This window comes from Halomonas sediminis (assembly GCF_044871105.1).
Lineage (GTDB): Bacteria > Pseudomonadota > Gammaproteobacteria > Pseudomonadales > Halomonadaceae > Vreelandella > Vreelandella zhuhanensis.
In genome coordinates, this window is the sequence record NZ_CP085246.1 from 1,978,045 (window position 1) to 2,000,438 (window position 22,394).

Genomic DNA, 22,394 nt, shown 5'->3' on the forward strand with positions numbered 1-22,394 from the left:
TGTAGTCAGGTTAGAGCATTCAATTTTTGAGTTCTTTTTCCCTGCAAAGGAACCGATAATGTCCATTGCGCCATTTTTTTTCTACTATTGCCACCGCTACATTAGTGGCCTATTGATAGTTACTTTTGGTGCAATGGGAAGCATGGTGACTTCCGCTCACGCTGCCGAGGCGACCTCCAGCCCTCTTGCTCCTTCTACCGAGCACAGCCTGACTCTAAAAATGGTGATCGGCCATGATCAACACTGGCTATCGTTGGCAGACATCGAAACTACGCCCCTATACGACGTAGATATGCAGCATCCGGAAGGACCGGAAGGTCGTTTTACAGGGGTTTGGCTAGATGCCTTCCTTGAAGACCAGGGCATCCAGCCCGAAGATCGGGTGCGGTTCATTGCCCAGGATGATTACAGTGTCTTTCTCAGTGCCGCGGAACGTCAAAAAACACGCTATCTTCTAGTGACCCGGTTAAATGGAGATCCCCTTAGCCGGGAGCAGCTAGGGCCGCTGTTGCTGATAGCCCCAGAGGATGCTGAAGCGGTGCTTACTGGAATACTGCCATACGCACGCTGGATCTGGGCTGTTCGTGAGGTGCGGCGGCAATGAATATTTTCCTTGAAGATAAGGATCATTTCTTTTCACGCTGGCGCTTGGTAACAGGCTTTGCCGTCATGGCAGGCATAGCCGCCATCGTCATTGGGGTTTATGTCAATCATGCTCGCCAACAGGTGGGCACCGACTATACCGCCATGGTCGGAGACGTAGTACGTGCTCAACAGCAGAACAGCCAACTCGACCAGGTACTTGGCGTATTTATGGCAAACCCGGTATCTGTACATTTACCCCAGATCAATCATTTCCTTTGGTTGGCAGAGCGCAATCTTGAAGGAATTCAGAACAGCATCAGCCATCATCCCTTGCTGGAACCCCATGTAAGCTACCTCAACGATGATTTCAAATTACTGGAAAGTCAGCTACCCAAGCTCGAACGCCTCGCCCTGCAATCCATTCATGACCCCTCCTTTCTGAAACCCCTTCAGCAACTGGGTATGGAAATGGAGGTCAACATGGCATGGATATACAGCGAGCTCAATAATGCCGTCCATGCAGCCGCTGGAGAACAGTATCGGGTCACACAACAACTGACGCGGGCTGTAATACCTTTGATACTTTTTGTTTTAGTCATGACGGCTAGCTTGTTTGCCGCGGTGATAAACCTGCAACGACAGCGCAACAAGATGCATAAGTTGATGCTGACCGATGAGTTGACCGGACTGAAAAACCGCCGCTATCTCGTTTCCATCGCCACCACCCAGTTAGCTAATGCCCAACGTCAGCACCATCCCCTTAGCCTGATGATACTGGACCTGGATTATTTCAAGCATGTCAACGACACCTATGGTCACCCGGCCGGAGACGAAGTCCTGCGCTTAATTACAGGCTGTATTGAGTCACTGTGCCGTCAATCGGATACATTGGCGCGAATTGGGGGGGAGGAATTTTGCCTGTTGATGCCGAATACTTCCTTGGAAGAAGCGAAATGTGTGGCGATGCGTATCCGACAGGAAGTGGCAAGCCTTGAGCTAGACTGTGTTACTGCTGGGCTACACATAACAGTAAGTATCGGCTTGACCACCACCGCATCGGGTCAACAAACATTCGAGCAGCTGTATTCCTTGGCGGACCAGGCGCTCTATCAGGCCAAGGAAACCGGTCGCAACCGAGTTGATGTGGTCCTTCCCCCCGTCCATATGGAGGGAAGTGACAATTTCCACACGAGTAACGCTGAGAAGCCAAAGCCTTACTTTGCCACATCTGTCTTGAAAAACGTAAAGGAAACCTAGAAAACTCGACTCAAGCCATTTTGGGCGGCAACGCGATACGCTTCCGCCATGGTGGGATAGTTGAAGGTAGTATTGACGAAATAGTTGAGCGAATTCGCCTCTCCTTTCTGTTGCATGATTGCCTGGCCGATATGTACGATTTCCGAGGCCTGGTCACCAAAGCAATGAATCCCCAGAATCTCCAGCGTATCCTGATGGAACAATATCTTGAGCATGCCGATGGTATCGCCGGTGATCTGCGCTCTGGCGGTATCCTTGAAGAACGCCTGAGCCACTTCGTAAGGCACTTTGGCCTCGGTAAGCTCACGCTCATTGGGGCCGAAGGAGCTGATTTCAGGGATGGTATAAATCCCGGTCGGCACTTCGGTTACGTAGCGATAGTCTTTTTCCAGCAACTCGTTGGAAGAATTCAGCCCTTGATCATAAGCGGCACTGGCAAGGCTCGGCCAACCGATAACGTCACCGGCGGCATAAATATGCGGTATTGCTGTACGGTAATGCTCGTCCACATGCAACTGACCACGCCCGTTGGCTTCCAAGCCGATGTTTTCAAGTCCCAGGCTGTCGGTATTTCCCGTGCGACCATTAGCCCATAGAAACGCATCCGCGCGTAACTTCTTGCCGGACTTCAAGTAGACGATAACCCCGGACTCGTCCCCTTCAACTCGCTCGTATTCTTCATTGTGGCGAATCAGAACGCCGTGCTTGCGCAGATGATAGGACAGGGCGTCACTAATCTCGTCGTCCAGGAAGGACAACAGGCTGTCACGATTGTTGATCAAGTCGACCTTGACCCCGAGCCCCGAAAAAATCGAGGCATATTCACAGCCAATCACACCCGCACCGAAAATGATCAAGGTACGTGGGGTATGAGACAGGCTGAGAATGGTGTCCGAGCAGTACAGACGCGGATGTCGAAAATTGATATCAGCGGGGCGATAAGGACGGGAACCGGTGGCAATCACGATTTTCTTGGCCACCAGCTCTTCCATACCTTCCTGGCGGTCGCGTACCAGTAACGTGTGTTCATCCTTGAAACGCGCCACACCGTTGAATAAATCGATACGATTGCGGGCATAGAAACGGCTACGCATCTCGACCTGCTTGTCGATAGTGACGCGCGAATGTTCCATTACCTTTGGGAAGGAAAACCAGCGCGGCTCACCGATATCACGAAACATGGGGTTGGTATTGAACGCCATGATCTGCTTGACCTGGTGACGCAAGGCCTTTGAAGGAATTGTGCCCCAATGCGTGCAGTTACCGCCCACTTGCGTTTGTTTTTCGACAATCGCAACCCGCATGCCATGCTTGGCGGCATTGATGGCGGCACTTTCACCGGCAGGACCGGTGCCGATTACCACGACATCATAAGTATGTACTGCCATAATCCAGGCATCTCCTTGTTCCTTGACACATGCGAAGCTAATGCTCAGCGCAGAGCACTGAACATTGCTCGCTTTTTTTTGCTTAAACACTGCTTTTCAGTAACGATGCTGCCGTTTTAGGCGTATCAACGGCGAGTGGCATCATAGCCTAAATCCGCACCCCGGCTCTCATCGCTACTCCGACGGGCGCTGCTACCGCGCTTGCGGTTTTCTTCTTCACAGACCTCGTCCTTGCCGCCACAGATATCGCAGCCATCCTTCAAACCCAGCTGGTTCAAACCGCCACATGAACCGGCTATAGGCTTACGGCCCATGATTACGCCAATTGCCATGGCAGCTACCATCAGCAACATGAAACCCAACGCCAGTAACCAGATAGTCATTTGTTCACTCCTTCATGGCTTCATTATCCGACTTGCCATCTCGCTCTGTTTAAACATGTCCTGATAGGGAGACAGCACCGTGACAATGAAAGTGCCTGAATCCAGGATAAAGTTAATTCGATATTGCGTCTCGCCCCGGAGTCGGCGGAATCAAGCAAAAGGGGCCGACCTAATGGCCAGCCCCTCAAAGTGCCTTAAAAGGCAGGAAGTTTATCCACCGAAATCATCCAGCAGGATGTTTTCCGGTTCGACCCCGAGATCGAGCAACAACTTGATCACCGAGGCATTCATCATGGGTGGTCCACACATATAATATTCGCAATCTTCAGGTGCGGGATGGTCCTTGAGGTAATCCTCATATAAAACGTTATGAATGAATCCTGTCGGACCTTCCCAGTTATCTTCCGGCTGAGGATCGGAAAGCGCCAGATGCCACTCAAAGTTCGGGAACTCTTCCGCCAACTGATCGTATTCTTCGTTATAGAAGGTTTCACGCCAGGAACGAGCACCGTACCAGAACGTGATCTTGCGATCCGACTTGAGTCGTTTGAGCTGATCGAAGATGTGGCTACGCATGGGCGCCATACCTGCACCACCACCGATGAAGATCATCTCGGCATCGGTATCTCTGGCGAAAAACTCACCAAACGGCCCCATGACGGTAATCTTGTCGCCCGGCTTGAGATTGAAGACGTAAGTCGACATCAATCCCGGCGGATGATTGGTACCCGGAGGCGGAGTCGCGATGCGGATATTGAACTTGAGGATGCCATGCTCTTCCGGATAGTTCGCCATGGAGTAGGCACGGATGACTTCCTCCTGGTTCTTGTGGGAAGTCTTGAAAAGACCGAACTTCTCCCAATCACCCCGGTATTCCTCTTCGATATCAAAATCGGAGAACTTGATATCGTAAGGTGGCGCGACCAGTTGCACATACCCACCTGCCCGGAAGTCGACATTCTCGCCTTCAGGCAGCTTGAGGTTGAGTTCCTTGATGAAGGTAGCGACGTTGGGGTTGGCGATGACTTCGCACTCCCACTTCTTCACGCCGAAAACTTCTTCGGGAACTTCCACTTTCATATCCTGCTTCACCGGAACCTGGCAGGAAAGACGCCAGCCTTCCTTCTTTTCACGCATGGTGAAGTGGGATTCTTCGGTGGGTAGAATCGAGCCGCCGCCCTCTTCCACGCGACATTTGCACTGGGCACAAGACCCACCACCGCCACAGGCGGATGAGAGGAAAATGCCATTGGCGGCCAGGGTGTTCAAAAGCTTACCACCGGCTTGCGTACTCAGGGTGTGCTCGGGGTCACCGTTGACCTCGATGGTCACATCCCCGGTGCTGACGAGTTTGCTGCGAGCGGCCAGAATCACCAGGACCAGTCCAATGACGATCACAGTGAACATGACAACACCGAGCAAGATGACACTTGTATCAACCATGTCGGTTTCCTATTGCTAGAGGTTTTCTTGACCCAGCGACCCAGGGGTCGCCGGAGAATCAAGCCCCGTTTAGAGCTGGATGCCGGAGAAGGACATGAAGCCCAAAGACATCAGTCCCACGGTGATGAAGGTAATGCCCAGGCCCTGCAAGCCGGCCGGCACATCGCTATACTTCAATTTTTCGCGAATGCCGGCAAGCGCAGTAATAGCCAGTGCCCAGCCCACACCTGCGCCCAAGCCATACACCACTGACTCGCCGAAGTTATAGTTACGCTCGACCATGAACAGTACGCCACCCAGGATAGCGCAGTTGACGGTAATCAGCGGCAGGAACACGCCTAGGGCGTTGTAGAGTGCAGGCACGTACTTGTCGAGGAACATTTCCATGATCTGCACCAGAGCGGCGATGACCCCGATATAGCTCAACAACCCCAAGAAGGAGAGGTCGATATTCTCGGTACCCGCAATACCGGTCCAGGTCAGGGCACCTTCCTGTAGCAGGAAGGTAAACACCAAGTTATTGACCGGCACGGTAATGGTGAGTACCACGATAACCGCAATACCCAGGCCGAAAGCCGATGACACCTTCTTGGAGACCGCCAGAAACGTACACATGCCCAGGAAAAAGGCCAAGGCCATGTTTTCGACAAAAACCGAAGCAACGAACAGGCTCAGATAGTGTTCCATTTTACACGGCCTCCTTCGGCTTGGTGTTTTCCTTCATCTCGAACTCGCTATTTTCCACCTGCTCCGGATTGAAGGAACGCAGCACCCAGATTGTCAGCCCGATAATGAAGAAAGCCGACGGTGGTAGAAGCATCAAACCATTGGGAACATACCAGCCACCATCCTGAATCGGCGCCAGGATGGTAAAGCCGAAGACGCTGCCCGAGCCAAGCAGCTCACGGAAGAAACCGACGATCATCAATATCAGACCATAACCCAACCCGTTGCCGATACCGTCCAGAAAGGACATACCCGGTGTATTGCTCATGGCGAAGCCTTCGGCACGCCCCATGACGATACAGTTGGTGATGATCAAACCGACGAAAACCGACAGTTGCTTGGACATTTCGTAGGCATAGGCCTTGAGCACCTGATCAACCACGATAACCAGAGAGGCGATAATGGTCATCTGGACGATAATCCGGATCGAAGACGGGATATGACTCCGGATCAACGAAACGAACAGGTTGGCGAAGGCCGTGACGAAGATAACCGCCAACGCCATTACCAGCGATACGCTCATGCTGGTGGTAACGGCCAACGCCGAACAGATACCCAATATCTGCAAAGCAATCGGATTGTTCTGGAAGATTGGAGATACCAGAACGCCTTTCGGAGTTAAATCTGCCATGATTAAGCTCCTTCCGTTTCGGGTTCGAATTCTGGTTCGAGATCGGTTTCGACATCCTGGACATCTTCCGGGCTGATATCGGCACGGAATCTGGCCAGATATTCACCGAACCCTTCCGGGCTCAACCAGAACTGCACCATGTTGGTCACCCCTTTACTGGTCAGGGTAGCACCGGAAAGGCCATCGACTTCATGCTCGCCTGTTCCGGCACCCCGAGCCACTCGAATGGCCGGCATCACACTGTCTTCGTCCGGGAAGATTTCTTTACCTTCCCACTGAGCCTGCCAGCGCGGATTGTTGACTTCAGCACCCAGTCCGGGGGTTTCACTATGTTCATAGTAGGTGATGCCTATAATGGTATTGCCATCGCCTTCCACGGACATATAGCCCCGCATCAGACCCCACAGGCCCTGGCCGCGTACCGGCAGAATGATCTGTTGCGGATCGTTCGGATCGCCTACCAAGTAGATCGTCGCGAAGTTTTCCACGCGAGACAGACCTGCAATGTCCCGCTCACCGGACAAGGTGCGCCCGGTTGCCGGATCACGTGCCGCCTTGAAGTGATCGAAAGTGGCTGGATCGAACCGATCAGTGTACTCGCCTGTGCGCATGTCAACGACACGTGGCGTAACGTCACTACTGAAAGCGGCTTCCACATCCGTGCCTGGCTCATAGAGATTCGCCACGCTAAGGATGTTGGTCTTGCGATCCAGTTCCTGGTTGAGTTGCTGCAGAGGGCGCAATGCCACCGCAGCCGTCGAGACAATGACCGAACACACGATACACAGTGCGAACGCCACTATCAGAATCTTCTTGATGGAGTTATTGCTCTGTGCCATCAGGCAGTCTCCTCGGCCGGAACGCCGGTGCGTTGAACGCGACGTTTAATGTTGGCCTGAACAAAGAAGTAGTCGATCAGCGGTGCAAACAGGTTAGCAAACAAGATCGCCAACATGATGCCTTCCGGGAAGGCCGGGTTGACCACACGAATCAACACGGTCATGACCCCGATCAGTATGCCAAATATCAAACGACCCTGGTTGGTCATCGATGCGGACACCGGATCCGTTGCCATGAACACCAGAGCAAAGATGAAGCCACCGGTCACCAGATGCCAATACCACGGCATGGAAAACATCGGGTTGGTGTCGGAGCCGATCAAGTTGAATAGCGCGCTGGTCGCGACCATGCCGAGAAACACCCCCAGCATGATTCGCCACGAGGCGATTCGTGTCCACAACAGCACCACCGCACCAATCAGGATAGCCAAGGTCGAGACTTCGCCCACGGAACCGGGGATGAAGCCCAGGAAGGCGTCCCACCAGGAGAATTGCGAGGTCATGGTCGCCATGCCTTGCTGGAAGGCCATCGACAGTGCCGTTGCTCCAGTATAGCCATCCGCGGCTACCCACACTGCATCACCGGAAATTTGTGCCGGATAAGCAAAGTAGAGGAAAGCACGACCGGTCAATGCCGGGTTGAGGAAGTTCTTGCCGGTACCGCCGAAAATTTCCTTGCCGATCACCACGCCGAAGGTGATGCCCAGCGCCACCTGCCACAAAGGAATGGTGGCCGGCAGGATCAAGGCGAACAAGACGGAAGTAACGAAGAAACCTTCATTGACTTCGTGGCCACGCTTGATGGCGAACAATACTTCCCAGAAACCACCCACGACGAACGTCACCAGATAGATCGGCAGGAAGTAGGTAGCCCCCAGGACGAAGTTGGCCCACCAGTTACTCGGATCATGGCCGCCCGCCAGGGTCATCATGATCGCTTCACGCCAGCCTCCCAGGGAGGCATAACCCGCGTCGATCGCCATGTTGGATTGCCAGCCGGCATTCCACATACCGAAGAACATCGCCGGGAACGTACACAACCAGACAGTGATCATGATCCGCTTGAGATCAATCCCGTCACGCACGTGAGCAGTTGTCTTGGTAACGTTCGGCGGTGAATAGAAGATCGTGTCCACGGCTTCATAAAGCGGATAGTACTTTTCGTACTTACCCCCTTGATGAAAGTGCGGCTCGATGTTGTCGAGTTTTTGTCGAATACTCATCATCAGGCCTCTTTCTCGATCATGGTGAGATTGTCACGCAGGATGGGGCCGTACTCGTATTTACCGGGGCAAACATAAGTACAGAGCGCGAGGTCTTCCTCATCCAACTCCAGACACCCGAGTTGCATGCCAACCTCGATATCGCCCACGATCAGCGTACGCAGTAACTGTGTCGCCAGAATGTCCAGCGGCATGACCACCTCATACGCGCCGATTGGCACCATGGCACGTTCGGAACCGTTGGTGGAGGTATTCGGTGCGTAATCCTTCAACCCCTTGAACGCCGAGACATAGATACCCATGATTGAATGGCGTTTGACACCGAGCGATAGCCAGCCCAGAAAGGCTCGCTTGTTGCCCTCCTCGATCAAGCTGATCTGGTTATGGAAACGGCCCAGGTAAGTCAATTTGCCTTCAGCGGCAGCCCCGGAAAATACCGAACCGGAGATCACGCGGGTATCTGCAGGATGAATGACTTCGTCCGCAAGAAGCTCTTCGGTGCTCGCCCCGATACGGGTGCGCAGCAACCGAGGATTTTCGGCTCGTGGGCCACCTACCGCAACGACACGGCTCGTGTCCAGCTTGCCGTCTATGAACAGCTTGCCAAAGGCAATCACGTCCTGATAACCGATATGCCACACTTTTCTGTGCAGAGCGACCGGCGACAAGTAGTGAATATGGGTGCCTACCAGACCCGCGGGGTGCGGCCCCGAGAAAGTTTCCGTTTGTACACCTTTCACCTCGGTGCCGGGAACCCGGGTATCGGGAGACGTACACAGGAAAACTTTTCCTTCGGTGAGCCGGCTGAGTACTTTAAGACCATCTTCAAACGCCTCGGCGTTTTCGTTGATGATCAAGGCCGGGTCGGGACTCAGCGGGTTCGTATCCATAGCGGTGACGAAGATATCCGCCGGGGCGCTATCAATGGCCGGCGTTCGGGAAAAAGGACGCGTGCGTAGTGCCGTCCACAATCCTGATTCCACCAGTTGATCCACGACTGTCTGTCGCTCAAGACCCTCTAATGCGTTGCGTCCGTGTGTAGTGAAAGTGACGGCCTCTTCACTTTCATCCACCTTGATGACCACGGATAGCAATTTACGTTTTTCGCCACGGTTGATAGCAACGACTTCACCACCGGCCGGTGCGGTAAAACGCACACCTTCGATTTTCTTGTCGGTGAAGAGTAGCTGCCCCAGTTTGACCTTTTCCCCTTCCTGCACTTCCATGGTCGGCCTCATGCCGACATAGTCAGTACCCAGGATTGCCACGTGGCGCACAGGTCGCGCATCTTCGATACGCTGCTCGGGCGCTCCCGTGATGGGGAGATCCAGGCCTTTTTTGACTTCGATCATAGTCTCGCCCAGTTGATGGATCGGATATACGAAGGTGAGAAATTCGAATAAATTCGAATCCTTAGTTTATTTCTAAAGATTGTTACAAGTTCAGCCCGAGCCCCGCTCGAACCACCCCGAAAAATCCACCGTATTATAAAGATAAGCGCGTCCAATGACCACATCCCAAGGGGTCGCCAAAAGTGCTATATCGCGGTGTTCAGCTTTAAAAAAAGCACGCCACCCTCGGGTGGCGTGCTTTTATCTACTGCAACACGACGTTGACAATGAGGGCGAGAACATACTCAGGCCGCAGCTCGTGGCAACTTCAGGAAACTTACATTGGACATCTGCTGAAGGATACGGACCACCTGGCAGCTATAACCGAATTCGTTGTCGTACCACACATAAACGACGGCATGTTTACCATTGGTAATGGTGGCCTTGGCATCGACGATACCCGCATGACGGTTCCCCACGAAATCCGAAGAAACGACTTCTGCGGAATCCACGAAATCAATCTGCTTCTGATAGGCCGAATCAATCGACATGCGGCGCAGGTAGTCGTTGAGCCCTTCGACATCGGTGCCTTTTTCCAAGGTCAGATTGAGTATCGCCATGGAAACGTTGGGGATCGGCACCCGGATGGCATTGCCCGTCAGCTTGCCGGCAAGCTCAGGCAAGGCCTTGGCCGCCGCACTGGCCGCACCGGTTTCGGTCAATACCATGTTAAGCGCCGCACTGCGGCCACGACGATCACCTTTATGATAGTTATCTATCAGGTTCTGGTCGTTGGTATAAGCATGAACGGTTTCCACGTGCCCTGTAACCACGCCATATTCGTCGTTCAATACTTTCAGTACCGGCACGATGGCATTGGTGGTACAAGAAGCCGCTGACAGGATGCGATCGTCTTCGCTGATATCACCGTGATTGATGCCGAACACGATATTCTTAATATCGCCCTTGCCTGGTGCTGTCAGCAACGCCTTGGAAACACCTTTGCATTCAAGGTGCTGCCCCAGGCCCGCTTCATCACGCCACATACCGGTATTATCTACCACCACGGCGTTGTCGATACCGTAATCGGTGTAATCGATTTCGCTGGGAGAATCGGCATAAATCACCTGGATCACATTACCGTTGACCGTGAGCGTGCGAGCCTCGGCATCCATACTGATGGTACCGTTAAAGGCTCCATGCACGGAATCACGGCGCAACAGGCTTGCGCGTTTTTCCAGGTCTTTTGCCACATCGCCTCGGCCACGCACCACGATGGCACGCAAACGCAGCAGGTTACCGCCCCCAGCCTTATCCACCATGATGCGTGCCAACAAACGGCCGATACGCCCAAAACCGTAAAGCACCACGTCTTTCGGCTCGCCGGTGCTGGCACCCGGGCGGTAGCCATCGATGATCTCATGAAGTTCCTTGCGCAAGAAGGCTTCTACATCACCGCCGCCCTGGTTCTTGAAGGCGACCCCAAGTTTGCCAACATCGACATGTGCCGGGCCGAGGTCAAGCTCGCTCATTGCCTTGATGATCGGATAGGTATCCTGAACGGAAAGCTCGGTACCTTCCACTTTACGCACGAAGCGATGATTCTTGAGAATACGAATGACCGACCGATTGATCAGCGAACGCCCAAATATGGTGGCGACGATATTATTCTGGCGATATAGTCGACCCAACAGGGGAATCATCTGTTCAGCCAGTGCTTCGTTGCTTTGCCATTCCTGAAAAACGTTGTCGAGAGTTTGCTGACTCACGTGCGGCCTCTTTGTTCAATGAAGAGATAAGTAACGTAGTTAGTGGCTATTATCCCGGCCAGACGCCCAAGCCGCAATCGCTTGATAGTCGCAGCCCATGTAGGGGGATTACATAAACGTTTTTTCGGCACTCGGATTCCTCTTGTAGCCTAGCTTTATTTTTCCACTATCTACCGCTTTTCTTCTTTTTGGTCGCTCGGCTCCTACCGCGCGGCATTACATACGGCTCATGCTCGCTCTGCCGTAAAAGCCTTCATCGTGTATCATCACCTTTCCGTTTCAGCGCAAGCCGATACTGCCATCATGACGACATTCTCTTTGCTCCAACCGCCTGAACCCCAAGGCACCCGTGACACCTTGTATTGGCAGGCCCCTCCAGGCAGTGCCACCGCGCTGGGCTTGGCCCGTGCGGCGCAGTCCGGGCCGTTACTGGTGATCACGCCAGACACCGCCAGCACTCAGCGGCTTGGGCAAGACCTGGCATTTTACAGTCAGGTCCCGGTGCTGCCTTTTCCTGATTGGGAAATTCTGCCTTATGACAGCTTTTCGCCCCATCAGGACATCATTTCGGCACGCCTGAGGACCTTGCGCCAGCTCCAGGATGGCGTGCGCGGCATTGTACTGGTACCTATCAATACCCTGATGCAGCGTCTGCCGCCGGTCGACTATATCGCCGGACGCGTCATGCAGCTCGAGGTAGGCACCGAGCTCAACCGAGAGCACTTTCGCGAATCCCTTTCCCGCGCCGGTTATCGTGCGGTGGAAACCGTCTATGAGCCCGGCGAATATGCCCTGCGCGGCGCATTGATAGATCTCTACCCCATGGGCAGCGAGCAGCCGATTCGTATTGATCTATTCGATGATGAAATCGATACCCTGCGTTATTTCGATCCCGGCACACAACGCTCCACCGACAAGATCGAGCGTCTTGAGTTGTTGCCTGCTCAGGAATATTCGCTTTCCCGCAGTGCCATTGCCTGTTTTCGGGAAAACTTTGAAACGCTGTTCGATGTCGATCCTCGCCAATGTCCATTATATAATGACGCTCGCAAAGGCATTCCCTCTCCCGGTCTCGAACAGTATTTACCCCTGTTTTTCGAGCAGACAGCCTCGCTGTTCGAACATCTCACCCCGGGTACTCGCGTTGCCTTGCTGCCCGGCGTGTTCGAGGCTGCCGAACATCACTGGTTATCGATCGAAAACCGCTATGCCAATCTGGGTGTCGATCCCACCCGCCCCTTATTGCCGCCACATCGTGCGTTTTTGCCGGTCAGTGATGTTTTTGCCGAAATCAAGCAGCACCCTCGTATCGAGCTGACCCAAGATACACAAAACCGCCATGCTCAGACCCCTGCAGCAAAAATACCCCCACAAGTTGCTATCAACGCTCGTGCCAAGGCACCTCTTGCCGCATTACAAGGTTTTCTCGAAGAACACCCCAAGACACGCGCCCTGTTTGTCGCAGAGTCTCGTGGCCGTCGTGAAGCACTGGAAGAAACCTTGGCGCCGCTGCATTTAAAGCTACCTCACGTCGACTCGTTCGCTCAGTTTCTGGAAAGCGAGAGCCCTCTCGCGATTACTGAAGGTCAGATCGATAGCGGATTATGGCTTGAGTCGCCCGATATAGCCGTTATCAGCGAAACCGAACTGTTTGGTGACGTGGTACGCCAGAGCCGTCGGCGAGAGAAAACCACCGATGAAAACGCCTTTGCCGTGCGCCATCTTTCAGAGCTTCGCCCCGGCGCGCCGGTGGTCCATCAAGCTCACGGTGTGGGGCGTTATTTAGGGCTGGAAACGCTGGAAACCGGGGGTCAGGCGGCCGAGTTTCTTGCTCTGGAATATGCCGACGCAGCCAAACTTTATGTACCGGTCGACAGCCTTCATCTGATTTCGCGCTACGCGGGAGCCGACGATGAGTCGGCGCCACTCCACAAACTCGGCTCGGAACAATGGGAAAAGGCGCGCAAGAAAGCGGCTGAAAAAATCCGTGATACTGCTGCTGAACTGCTGGATGTTTACGCCCGTCGCGAAGCACAGCAAGGTGTCGTTTACGAAGCCCCTGGAGAGGAATACGTCCGCTTTGCTGCCAGCTTTCCTTTCGAGGAAACACCCGATCAACATGCCGCTATCGAAGCTGTCATCCAGGACATGACCTCACCACAACCCATGGATCGCGTGGTGTGTGGTGATGTCGGCTTCGGCAAGACCGAAGTCGCCATGCGTGCCGCCTTTCTCGCGGTACAGTCGGGTCGCCAGGTGGTGGTGTTGGTGCCCACCACCCTGCTGGCGCGCCAGCATTTCGAGAATTTCCGCGATCGCTTTGCCGATACCGCTGTCAATCTTGAGCTGATTTCGCGCTTCACCGGCGGCAAGGACATGAACAAGGCCCTTGAACGGATCAAGAATGGGCAAACCGATATTGTGATTGGCACTCATAAACTGCTCTCCAAGAGTGTCGAGTTACCCAAGATGGGACTGCTGATCATTGACGAAGAGCACCGCTTCGGGGTGACACAGAAGGAAAAGCTGAAAACCCTGCGCGCTGAAGTGGATATTCTCACCCTGACGGCCACCCCGATCCCCCGCACCTTGAACATGGCCATGAGCGGCATTCGCGATCTTTCCATCATTGCCACCCCCCCCGCCCGACGCCTTTCCGTCAAGACGTTTGTCCAGCAACGTGATGACGCTGTGATCAAGGAAGCGCTACTCCGTGAGTTGCTGCGTGGCGGGCAGGTTTACTTTCTGCATAATGAAGTCAAGACGATTGAAAACGCTGCCGAGAAAGTTCGTGACTTGGTGCCAGACGCGCGCGTTGCGGTGGCTCACGGCCAGCTGCCCGAGCGCAGCCTGGAACGCGTCATGTCGGACTTTTATCATCGCCGCTTTAACGTCCTGGTATGTTCAACCATTATCGAAACCGGTATCGATGTACCCACGGCCAATACCATCCTGATCGAACGGGCCGATAAATTCGGCTTGGCCCAGCTTCATCAGCTACGCGGCCGGGTCGGGCGCAGCCACCATCAAGCCTACGCCTACCTCCTTACCCCGCCTCCCAAGGCCATGACGCGCGATGCCATCAAACGGCTGGAAGCCATCAGCGCCTCGGATGACCTCGGCGCCGGCTTCACGCTTGCCAGCCACGACATGGAAATCCGCGGTGCCGGAGAACTGCTGGGCGATGAGCAAAGCGGCCAGATGGAAACCATCGGCTACACGCTTTACATGGAAATGCTGGATCGAGCGGTGAAAGCGATCCGGGCCGGGAAGACTCCCAACATCGATGCGCCCTTCAGCGCCGGGGTGGAAATCAGCCTCAACTTACCCGCCCTGATTCCCGATGACTATATTCATGACGTTCAGCAACGGCTGGTGATGTACAAGCGTATCGCCAGTAGTGATAACGACGCTCAACTCAGGGAACTTCAGGTCGAGCTAATCGACCGTTTCGGCCTGTTGCCTACACCGGTCAAAACCCTGATGCGCCAAACCCGGCTGCGCCACAAGGCCGAGCAACTGGGGGTTTCTCGCCTGGAAGCAGGCGAAACGCGGGGACGGGTTATTTTCGAGCATCACACCCAAGTGGACCCTTTGACCCTGGTCAACCTGATCCAGAAAGCGCCTCAGCATTACCGGCTAGACGGTGCCGATACCTTACGCTTTGAAATTCCCATGCAAACCGCCGAGGCACGCTTTACCGCCGTGGAACAATTACTCGATCGACTGAATCAAAAAGTAGCAGCAGCCTGACCCCTCGGGCAAACTTGTCACATACAGCGGTGGTCAGAGCGCTGTAGACGCTAGACCACCTCATAAGGCCCGCAAGGGCATTCATCCAATACACGCAAGGAGGAACGGGAAGCATGGCCGTGGCGCGCTGACGCATGCCGCGCCATCTCTTCCCTCGGCGAGTTGAAGCCGAGGGTATCCCGCGCAAATCAATGAAGACACCTTATATCCTCACTCACTGGGGCTATACCAGCCTTGCCGTAATGCTTGTCGCCAGCTTGGCACAGCCGGTTAGCGCACAAACGCCCAGTGAAAAAAGCGAAGATACTGATACGCCCGCCATCACCCAAGAGGCTCAGCAAAGCGCTCTGGAAGCAGTCTCGCCCGATGAGTTGCCGCGTGGTCACTTCAAATTACCGGAAAACGGCGATGTCATTGGTGAACGCTACACTATCACCGTGAAAGACCCGGAAGAGACGTTGATCGATATCGCCAGACGCCACAACATCGGTTACGAAGAGATGCGCATGGCCAATCCGGATGTGAGTCTCTGGGTTCCGGGGCTGGGCACCGAGGTGGTCATTCCTGCGCAATATATCCTGCCTCCCGCCCCGCGCGAGGGTGTCGTCATTAATTTGTCGGAATTACGCCTTTATTATTATCCGGCCGATAATCCTGACATCGTGGAAAGCTACCCAGTCAGCGTCGGTCGCGATGAATTCGCCACCCCCGTAGGCCTGACCAAGACCACCATCAAAGTCAAGGATCCCGCCTGGGCGCCGCCTTCCTCCATGCGTCGTGAGGCTGCTGAACGAGGTGAACCGGCTCCGTCTATCGTCCCTGCAGGTCCAGACAACCCATTGGGGCGTCATGCGATACTGCTGGATATGCCCAGCTACCTGATTCATGGCACCAACCGACCCGATGGAGTAGGCATGCGTGTCAGCCGTGGCTGTATTCGCATGTATCCAGAAGATATCGAGTCACTTTATGAACGTCTGCCCAGTGGTACAAAAGTCAATCTGATCGACGCCCCTTTCAAGGCGGGCTGGTCGGCGGACGGTAACCTCTATGGTCAATCCTTCCCCCAGTTGGAAGAGAACATAGGCAACTTCGAACCCTTGATCGAAGCACTGGACATGATCGCTCAGCTCACCGAAGAGGCCCAGGTCAGCGTGGATTACGCCAAGGTGCGCAAGGCCATCGAAAATCCCGGTGGTGACCTCGTGCCTTTACTCGTATCCCAAGAGCCTGCCAAGCCCACCGCGCCTATTTTTGACGCGGATAGCCTGTTTTCCGATCTGGAACTCAGTACCTTGCAACAAACCGACAACGAAGCTGAAACAGAAGAAGAGTGAAAGCACAAAAAAACCCCGCCTCGGCGGGGTTTTTTATTTTTCAGCAACGACCGCATTTCCTGTAAAGGAAAGGCGGCGCCAAGCAGAATTACTTCTGCATGGAACGCTGGAACATGCGGTTCATTTCTTCACGGTTCTGCTCAGACATCTGCAGGGCAGATTGTGCGTCACGCTGCGCCTGATTTGCAGTGTTCATTGCCTGAGAAGCCATGCTACGTGCTTCAGCAGCATCTGCCTGCGCAGATTCTGCAGTCATGCGAACTTCTTCCAGCGCACTGGTAGAAGCACAACCGGCCAGGATTGCCAGTGAAGCGGCAGCGGCAGTCATCTTCAGAGTTGTCTTCAAAGTCATAGTGTTCTCCTTGATATTCCTTGGTACTACGAAAAATGGCACGGCAAGATAAGCCTAAAGTTACAACCTCATCTTGTCTACCTGCGTTGCAGGTTCATTTGCAGCGACTTGTGCTGCGAGGCAGCATGAGTCAAACACTGTTTTATTATAGACCACAGCGCTTGTCCATACTTATGTTCAAAGCTGAACATCCTTTCTGGTCACCAGCTTAGCGGATCACGACGCGAGTGCCAACGTCTACCAATTCCGTAAGCCGTTCAATTTGGGAATTGGTCAACGCCACGCATCCTTGGGTCCAGTGAAAACGATCATGGATATCGGGGTCCGCCTTTCCAAGACCATGGATCCCAATCGCCCCTCCTAATACCGTATCTTGAGGAGGAGACCTATGGCGCCGATAAAAATCAAAGTATTGGTCATAATCTTGCTGAGTATAAAGCCCTGTCTGTAGCGCCATTTGGGCATGTGTGGGCGTAGGATAATCAATACCAATAAAAATATGCCATTGGCTAGCATGGTTGAAGCGATCGACTCGGAACTCACCCATAGGGGTCGCATTGTCACCACGCATTCGTTGAGTCTTGGCCCCGCCTCGTCCCAAGGATATCGGAGCGAAGCGCTCCATCAGGACGTTGCCTCGGTAGATACTCAGGGCGGCTTCTTTATCATCGACCAATACCCAGAGCTCATCGGTATGACGTGGCACAGGCGCTCGCGTCAGTAACGTTTCGATTAAATCCGGAGTGCCATCCCCTGAAAGGTTTCTTGATGAGAAACCATCCGTGGTAGAAGCCTGTGCCACGAAGGGCAATCCCAAGGTCAAGCCAATGAAATGGCGACGGGTAAAAAGTTTCATGAGAGCTCTCAAGCATCATTCGGCGCCGGGCCGAGCATTCATTTCAGTCGGCTGTTATACCTTATTGGCGCCGCCTCTGTCAGCCATCATTTCATGGCGTTTATGTATCCTTGCGCTCGACGGTAAAAGGATTCATCAGCAAATCCTTCTTTCCCATAAGATGCACTACCGTTCTGTCAAAGGGGAAAGTATCGATGTATTGATGGTTAAGCACCGGCTTGTGGAGATGCACCAGCGCCGCCGCGAGCCTTTCCCTGTGGGCATGTCCACATAGCCCGACACTAAACCAGAGCGCCTGGCCTTCTTCCAATTCGGCATGCCAGCGATCCTTGTCCTCATGATGCAGAAGGCAAGAGCGAACATCACGCCCTTCACCCACATACAACAATTTTTGAGGCTTCATTTCACCACTTTCCTGGTCTGGCCCGGCCTTGAAGATGCAATAGACACCAGAATCGTCCGGCACTTCCCGCAAGTCATCTTCGGTAAAATATCCCAACATCTCTGGAGATAGCAGCATGTCTGACATAGAACCTCCTGGATATAGCGCAAATCAAATGTCTTCAAGTTCCTCAAGGCTCGTCACGATACGCCGCATTTCGGCTTCGTGCCCTTCCGCCAAGGAATTGAAAAATTCTTTTTCCGGATTGACGTTCGCCCGCGAAGCACGGTGCTGATAAAGATCCTGCAAGGTACGGTGTTCTGTCACTGCCGTTTCCATAATCGCACCGATGCTGTCGTAATTCGCCGTTTCGGCGATGCGTTCGAGTTTCGGCGGATGAGGAAAGTCCCCTACCTCATCGAACCAGGTTTCCAGTACTTCGGTGTGATCGGTACCATCATGAAAAATATCCTCCAACCCCGTCTGCATGCGAAGCTCACGGTTGGCGAGATAATTCAGCGCCATTTTCACCCTTTCACTAGAAGCCTCTTCCGCCGCGTCGCCGTACTGTTTGGCCATGCGAGCATGATAGCTCATCGCCCATTTCACCAAGTCCTTGACTTGATTGTAGCGCTTTGTTTTTTCCTTACGCATTGTTCACTCCTTACACTGAACGCGTCAGAGGTGACTGAAACAACAGAGGTTTTTATATAACATAGTAAAAACCTTAGATAATTACCATACGCTTTTTCGCCGATGGGTTCGAACCCCCGACAGCTTAGACCATACGGTAGATAGCCAAGGTATACACAGAAAGACTTCAAGAAGAAACGGAATGGCAGGCTGACACCTCACGCAGGGGCCGCCTAAATATCGATTTAGGAAAAATGACTTAAAAAAGTTACCACTCCTGGCTGGTTTCTCTCAAGGCGGCTATTTCACGTTTGGCTTGTGCCAGACAGTCGCTTAATGCCTCCCCCAGATCACGATTACCGCCCACTGCTATCATGCCTCGATTTTGCGTAGGACGCCGTGCAGCGCCTTCTTCGGCATGGAGCTGCTCAAGGCGCCGGGTCAACCATGCCAACCAGCTTTCAGGCTGCGCCATGAGATCCCGTAACCGGCCAAGCTCGGCCACTGGCGGGCCTTGAGGCACCAGCAATTCACGCCACGCATGGGTGGACAAGCGAGCATGTTTGGTTATCTCACGCAAAAACGATTCCAACCATAACTCTGAGAGGGCCAAGGCGCCCTCTTCCAAAGCCATGCGCCGCACCGGCGCCTGGTCGCCTTCGCCTGAGGGCATCGCCAGCAACAGCTCAGCCTGATAGAGCAATTGATTGGTGCGTCCACTCGGTGTCATTTCCGCTTGTCCTCCACTTCCCATTTGCCATTTTCAAAGGTGGCTTTCCAGCCAGTGGCTTTACCCTCTTCCTCGGTCATTACATATTGCGACTTGCTCTTGCGCGAGAAACGAATTTGCGCGGGCCGCCCCTCGGGATCTTCACTGGGAGCCTTGAGCAGGAAATGGTATTTCTCGGGAAGCTCATCAGCATGCGCCTTGAGCTCCTTGACCAACGGCGGGCGTGTCTCGCGATTCTTGGGAAACTTGCTTGCCGCCAGGAACAAGCCACTGGCACCGTCGCGCAGGACATAATGATCTTCGACTTTCCGGCAAGCCAATTCTGGCATGGGAATCGGATCCATCTTGGGTGGAGCGGCTTCACCACTCTTCAGCAATTTGCGCGTGTTCTTGCACTCAGTGTTGGTACATCCGAAATATTTGCCGAAACGCCCGGATTTTAGCTGCATTTCGCTGCCACACTTGTCACATTCGATCACCGGGCCTTCATAGCCTTTGATCTTGAACTTGCCCTCTTCAACGGCATAGCCATCACAATCAGGGCTATTACCGCAGATATGCAACTTGCGCGTTTCGTCGATCAGGTAATTGTCCATGGCAGTGCCGCATTTCGGACAACGCCGCTTGGCCCGCAGAGCTTCGGCTTCGGCTTCCTCATCGGCATCCGCTGCCACTGCCTCTTCTCCTGGAATCAGATCGATGGTGGTCTTGCAGCGCTCCTTGGGAGGCAGGTTGTAACCACTGCAACCCAGAAACACGCCGGTGGAGGCGGTACGAATCTGCATCTTGCGCCCACAGCGGGGACAATCAATATCGGTAGGTACCGGCTGATTGGGGCGCATGCCATCTTCGCTTTGCGCCTGTGCCAGTTCTTCACGGAACTCGGCATAAAAGGCATTCAGCAACGCCTGCCAGTTGCGCTGTCCTTCGGCGACCTCATCCAATCCATCTTCCATGCGTGCAGTGAAAGAATAATCCATCAGATCAGGGAAGGATTCCTTCAACCGTTCGGTGACGATATCGCCCAGTTTTTCGGCATAGAAGCGGCGGTTTTCCAGCTTGACATAGCCGCGGTCCTGAATCGTAGAGATGATCGAAGCATAGGTGGAAGGCCTGCCAATTCCCTGCTTCTCCAGCTCCTTGACCAGGCTGGCTTCGGTGTAACGCGGCGAGGGCTTGGTGAAATGCTGTTGAGGTTCAAGCGTTTCAAGGCGCATTGGCGTGCCTACGGCAAGATCCGGCAATACTTGATCTTCGTTCTTGCCGCCGGGCTTCATCACTCGGGTATAACCATCGAACTTGAGCACGCGCCCCTTGGCTTTTAGCTCATACCCTCCGACCTCCACGGTTAGATTACTTGAGAGATATTCCGCCGGGGTCATCTGGCAGGCCACGAACTGGCGCCATATCAACTCATATAACCGCTCGGCATCGCGTTCCATGCCGCTGAGATCAGTCGCCTTGTGCGTTACATCCGAAGGACGAATCGCCTCGTGAGCTTCCTGTGCGCCCTCCTTGCTGGAATAGCGATTCGGTGATTCCGGCAGGTAACGCTCTCCATACTGCGCATGGATATAGTCACGGGCACTTTCCACGGCATCCTTGGACAAGTTTGTCGAGTCGGTACGCATGTAGGTAATGAAGCCCGCCTCGTACAAGCGCTGGGCCATGGTCATGGTCTTCTTGACCGAGAAACCCAACCGAGCACTCGCCGCTTGTTGCAAGGTGGAGGTAATAAAGGGGGCATTAGGTTTCGAGCGGGTCGGCTTATCTTCCCTCGCTGTAATCGCAAGGCTAGCTTCCCGAAGCCCGGCAATACGCTCCAGCGTTTCGGTTTCCGAGGTGGGGCGGAACGGTTTGCCATCTTGCCGCACCAGCGCAAAACGTACGATTTCGCCTTCGCTTGTGATCAGGTCAGTATGAACATCCCAGAACTCTTCGGGAATAAAGGCGCGGATTTCACGTTCCCGTTCGACAATCAAGCGTACCGCCACCGACTGCACCCGTCCGGCGGAAAGGCCCCGAGCGATCTTGGCCCACAGCAACGGCGAGAGCATAAAGCCGACCACACGGTCCAGGAATCGCCGAGCCTGCTGAGCTTCGACTCTTGGGATATTGAGACTTCCGGGAGCTTCAAAAGCTTCCTGGATGGCATTCTTGGTAATCTCGTTGAATACCACGCGCTTGTAGCGCGTCTCGTCCCCGCCAATGGTTTCGCGAAGGTGCCACGCAATGGCTTCCCCTTCACGATCCAAGTCGGTTGCGAGATAGACCGCATCGGCCTTGGCTGCCAGTTTCTGGAGTTCCGCGACCACTTTTTCCTTGCCGGGAAGGATCTCGTAATGCGCCTCCCAGCCATTATCCGGGTCAATTCCCATGCGCCGGATCAGCTGGTCGTGGGCCTTGTGCTTCTTGTATTCCGCTTTATCTTCCGCAGACATCTTGCGAGTCAACGCGGCTTGACGAGCGCGCTCCTTGGGGTCGGAGGCAGCCTTGCCCGAGCCGCTGGTCGGCAGGTCACGGATATGACCTACGCTCGACTTCACGATGAAATCGTTGCCGAGATATTTATTGATCGTCTTGGCCTTGGCCGGCGACTCGACGATGACCAGTGACTTGCCCATAGTGCTCCACTTTCCTGATGCGCCGACCAAAAGCCCGCGCCTTGAATTCTGTGCCGCAGACCTCGCGGGTGAAAAATGCGACTACCCTAACCCACGCCACCGCTAAGCGCCAGTCGCACTATCAGCGTGACTTGCCTAGACACTAGCCCGCC

Annotated in this window: 19 protein-coding genes; 4 read left to right on the plus strand and 15 right to left on the minus strand. The window is 54.0% G+C overall.

All coding sequences use genetic code 11. The features are described from left to right. The first annotated feature begins 58 nt into the window (after nt 1–58). On the plus strand, nt 59–604 hold the full coding sequence (locus tag LG290_RS09485; protein ID WP_499834617.1) for a hypothetical protein: 546 nt from the start codon (nt 59–61) through the stop codon (nt 602–604). After that, a complete protein-coding gene (locus tag LG290_RS09490; protein WP_499834619.1) occupies nt 601–1,842 on the plus strand; it encodes a GGDEF domain-containing protein in 1,242 nt (413 codons plus the stop codon). Before LG290_RS09485 ends, LG290_RS09490 begins: the two co-directional genes overlap by 4 nt. On the opposite strand, the gene sthA is transcribed toward LG290_RS09490, so the two are convergent. The 9 genes from sthA to LG290_RS09535 form a co-directional block, all read right to left on the minus strand. Continuing rightward, a complete protein-coding gene (sthA, locus tag LG290_RS09495; RefSeq protein WP_499834620.1) occupies nt 1,839–3,230 on the minus strand; it encodes a Si-specific NAD(P)(+) transhydrogenase in 1,392 nt (463 codons plus the stop codon). The two genes, LG290_RS09490 and sthA, sit on opposite strands and share 4 nt — an antisense overlap. Before the next feature lie 125 nt (nt 3,231–3,355). Then, the gene (gene nqrM / locus LG290_RS09500; protein WP_114486991.1) at nt 3,356–3,613 is read right to left on the minus strand and encodes a (Na+)-NQR maturation NqrM; all 258 of its coding nucleotides are present in this window, start codon (nt 3,611–3,613) and stop codon (nt 3,356–3,358) included. Nucleotides 3,614–3,823: 210 nt separating this feature from the next. After that, nucleotides 3,824–5,056 carry an NADH:ubiquinone reductase (Na(+)-transporting) subunit F gene (nqrF, locus tag LG290_RS09505; protein WP_160418697.1) on the minus strand — a complete coding sequence of 411 codons (1,233 nt, stop codon included), beginning with the start codon at nt 5,054–5,056 and terminating at the stop codon, nt 3,824–3,826. Nucleotides 5,057–5,125: 69 nt separating this feature from the next. Continuing rightward, nucleotides 5,126–5,743 (minus strand): NADH:ubiquinone reductase (Na(+)-transporting) subunit E, encoded by a 618-nt coding sequence (nqrE, locus tag LG290_RS09510; RefSeq protein WP_499834621.1) that lies wholly within the window; start codon nt 5,741–5,743, stop codon nt 5,126–5,128. A 1-nt stretch (nt 5,744) separates the two neighbouring features. Beyond that, nucleotides 5,745–6,413, minus strand: coding sequence for an NADH:ubiquinone reductase (Na(+)-transporting) subunit D (locus LG290_RS09515; RefSeq protein ID WP_499834622.1), 669 nt, complete (start codon nt 6,411–6,413; stop codon nt 5,745–5,747). 2 nt (nt 6,414–6,415) lie between these two features. Continuing rightward, nucleotides 6,416–7,252 carry a Na(+)-translocating NADH-quinone reductase subunit C gene (locus LG290_RS09520; protein ID WP_499834623.1) on the minus strand — a complete coding sequence of 279 codons (837 nt, stop codon included), beginning with the start codon at nt 7,250–7,252 and terminating at the stop codon, nt 6,416–6,418. Further along, nucleotides 7,252–8,478: an NADH:ubiquinone reductase (Na(+)-transporting) subunit B gene (locus LG290_RS09525; protein ID WP_160418701.1), complete on the minus strand. Its 1,227-nt coding sequence runs from the start codon at nt 8,476–8,478 to the stop codon at nt 7,252–7,254. Before LG290_RS09525 ends, LG290_RS09520 begins: the two co-directional genes overlap by 1 nt. Continuing rightward, the gene (locus tag LG290_RS09530; protein WP_499834624.1) at nt 8,478–9,827 is read right to left on the minus strand and encodes a Na(+)-translocating NADH-quinone reductase subunit A; all 1,350 of its coding nucleotides are present in this window, start codon (nt 9,825–9,827) and stop codon (nt 8,478–8,480) included. The genes LG290_RS09525 and LG290_RS09530 overlap by 1 nt, the downstream gene beginning before the upstream one ends. 284 nt (nt 9,828–10,111) lie before the next feature. Beyond that, nucleotides 10,112–11,575: a glyceraldehyde-3-phosphate dehydrogenase gene (locus LG290_RS09535; protein ID WP_499834625.1), complete on the minus strand. Its 1,464-nt coding sequence runs from the start codon at nt 11,573–11,575 to the stop codon at nt 10,112–10,114. A 303-nt stretch (nt 11,576–11,878) separates the two neighbouring features. On the opposite strand from LG290_RS09535, the gene mfd reads away from it, so the two are divergent. Further along, nucleotides 11,879–15,328 (plus strand): transcription-repair coupling factor, encoded by a 3,450-nt coding sequence (gene mfd, locus LG290_RS09540; protein ID WP_499834626.1) that lies wholly within the window; start codon nt 11,879–11,881, stop codon nt 15,326–15,328. A gap of 191 nt (nt 15,329–15,519) precedes the next feature. Beyond that, nucleotides 15,520–16,665 (plus strand): L,D-transpeptidase family protein, encoded by a 1,146-nt coding sequence (locus LG290_RS09545; protein WP_499834627.1) that lies wholly within the window; start codon nt 15,520–15,522, stop codon nt 16,663–16,665. A gap of 88 nt (nt 16,666–16,753) precedes the next feature. Here LG290_RS09545 and LG290_RS09550 read toward each other — a convergent pair whose 3' ends face one another. The 6 genes from LG290_RS09550 to topA form a co-directional block, all read right to left on the minus strand. Beyond that, nucleotides 16,754–17,017: an Lpp/OprI family alanine-zipper lipoprotein gene (locus LG290_RS09550; RefSeq protein WP_160418706.1), complete on the minus strand. Its 264-nt coding sequence runs from the start codon at nt 17,015–17,017 to the stop codon at nt 16,754–16,756. 208 nt (nt 17,018–17,225) lie between these two features. Beyond that, the gene (locus tag LG290_RS09555; protein ID WP_499834628.1) at nt 17,226–17,873 is read right to left on the minus strand and encodes a L,D-transpeptidase family protein; all 648 of its coding nucleotides are present in this window, start codon (nt 17,871–17,873) and stop codon (nt 17,226–17,228) included. 100 nt (nt 17,874–17,973) lie between these two features. Beyond that, nucleotides 17,974–18,402: a GIY-YIG nuclease family protein gene (locus tag LG290_RS09560; protein ID WP_499834629.1), complete on the minus strand. Its 429-nt coding sequence runs from the start codon at nt 18,400–18,402 to the stop codon at nt 17,974–17,976. A gap of 24 nt (nt 18,403–18,426) precedes the next feature. Further along, nucleotides 18,427–18,909, minus strand: coding sequence for a ferritin family protein (locus LG290_RS09565; RefSeq protein WP_499834630.1), 483 nt, complete (start codon nt 18,907–18,909; stop codon nt 18,427–18,429). A 247-nt stretch (nt 18,910–19,156) separates the two neighbouring features. Next, a complete protein-coding gene (locus LG290_RS09570; RefSeq protein WP_499834631.1) occupies nt 19,157–19,618 on the minus strand; it encodes a DUF6586 family protein in 462 nt (153 codons plus the stop codon). Further along, on the minus strand, nt 19,615–22,242 hold the full coding sequence (gene topA / locus LG290_RS09575; RefSeq protein WP_499834632.1) for a type I DNA topoisomerase: 2,628 nt from the start codon (nt 22,240–22,242) through the stop codon (nt 19,615–19,617). Before topA ends, LG290_RS09570 begins: the two co-directional genes overlap by 4 nt. Between the last annotated feature and the right edge of the window lie 152 nt (nt 22,243–22,394).

Excerpts from the sequence above, each read along its gene's own strand:
- LG290_RS09485 (WP_499834617.1), top strand. The coding sequence starts at position 59 with ATGTCCATTGCGCCATTTTTTTTCTACTATTGCCACCGCTACATTAGT.
- LG290_RS09490 (WP_499834619.1), top strand. The coding sequence starts at position 601 with ATGAATATTTTCCTTGAAGATAAGGATCATTTCTTTTCACGCTGGCGC.
- sthA (WP_499834620.1), bottom strand. The coding sequence starts at position 3,230 with ATGGCAGTACATACTTATGATGTCGTGGTAATCGGCACCGGTCCTGCC.
- nqrM (WP_114486991.1), bottom strand. The coding sequence starts at position 3,613 with ATGACTATCTGGTTACTGGCGTTGGGTTTCATGTTGCTGATGGTAGCT.
- nqrF (WP_160418697.1), bottom strand. The coding sequence starts at position 5,056 with ATGGTTGATACAAGTGTCATCTTGCTCGGTGTTGTCATGTTCACTGTG.
- nqrE (WP_499834621.1), bottom strand. The coding sequence starts at position 5,743 with ATGGAACACTATCTGAGCCTGTTCGTTGCTTCGGTTTTTGTCGAAAAC.
- LG290_RS09515 (WP_499834622.1), bottom strand. The coding sequence starts at position 6,413 with ATGGCAGATTTAACTCCGAAAGGCGTTCTGGTATCTCCAATCTTCCAG.
- LG290_RS09520 (WP_499834623.1), bottom strand. The coding sequence starts at position 7,252 with ATGGCACAGAGCAATAACTCCATCAAGAAGATTCTGATAGTGGCGTTC.
- LG290_RS09525 (WP_160418701.1), bottom strand. The coding sequence starts at position 8,478 with ATGATGAGTATTCGACAAAAACTCGACAACATCGAGCCGCACTTTCAT.
- LG290_RS09530 (WP_499834624.1), bottom strand. The coding sequence starts at position 9,827 with ATGATCGAAGTCAAAAAAGGCCTGGATCTCCCCATCACGGGAGCGCCC.
- mfd (WP_499834626.1), top strand. The coding sequence starts at position 11,879 with ATGACGACATTCTCTTTGCTCCAACCGCCTGAACCCCAAGGCACCCGT.
- LG290_RS09545 (WP_499834627.1), top strand. The coding sequence starts at position 15,520 with ATGAAGACACCTTATATCCTCACTCACTGGGGCTATACCAGCCTTGCC.
- LG290_RS09550 (WP_160418706.1), bottom strand. The coding sequence starts at position 17,017 with ATGACTTTGAAGACAACTCTGAAGATGACTGCCGCTGCCGCTTCACTG.
- LG290_RS09555 (WP_499834628.1), bottom strand. The coding sequence starts at position 17,873 with ATGAAACTTTTTACCCGTCGCCATTTCATTGGCTTGACCTTGGGATTG.
- LG290_RS09560 (WP_499834629.1), bottom strand. The coding sequence starts at position 18,402 with ATGTCAGACATGCTGCTATCTCCAGAGATGTTGGGATATTTTACCGAA.
- LG290_RS09565 (WP_499834630.1), bottom strand. The coding sequence starts at position 18,909 with ATGCGTAAGGAAAAAACAAAGCGCTACAATCAAGTCAAGGACTTGGTG.
- LG290_RS09570 (WP_499834631.1), bottom strand. The coding sequence starts at position 19,618 with ATGACACCGAGTGGACGCACCAATCAATTGCTCTATCAGGCTGAGCTG.
- topA (WP_499834632.1), bottom strand. The coding sequence starts at position 22,242 with ATGGGCAAGTCACTGGTCATCGTCGAGTCGCCGGCCAAGGCCAAGACG.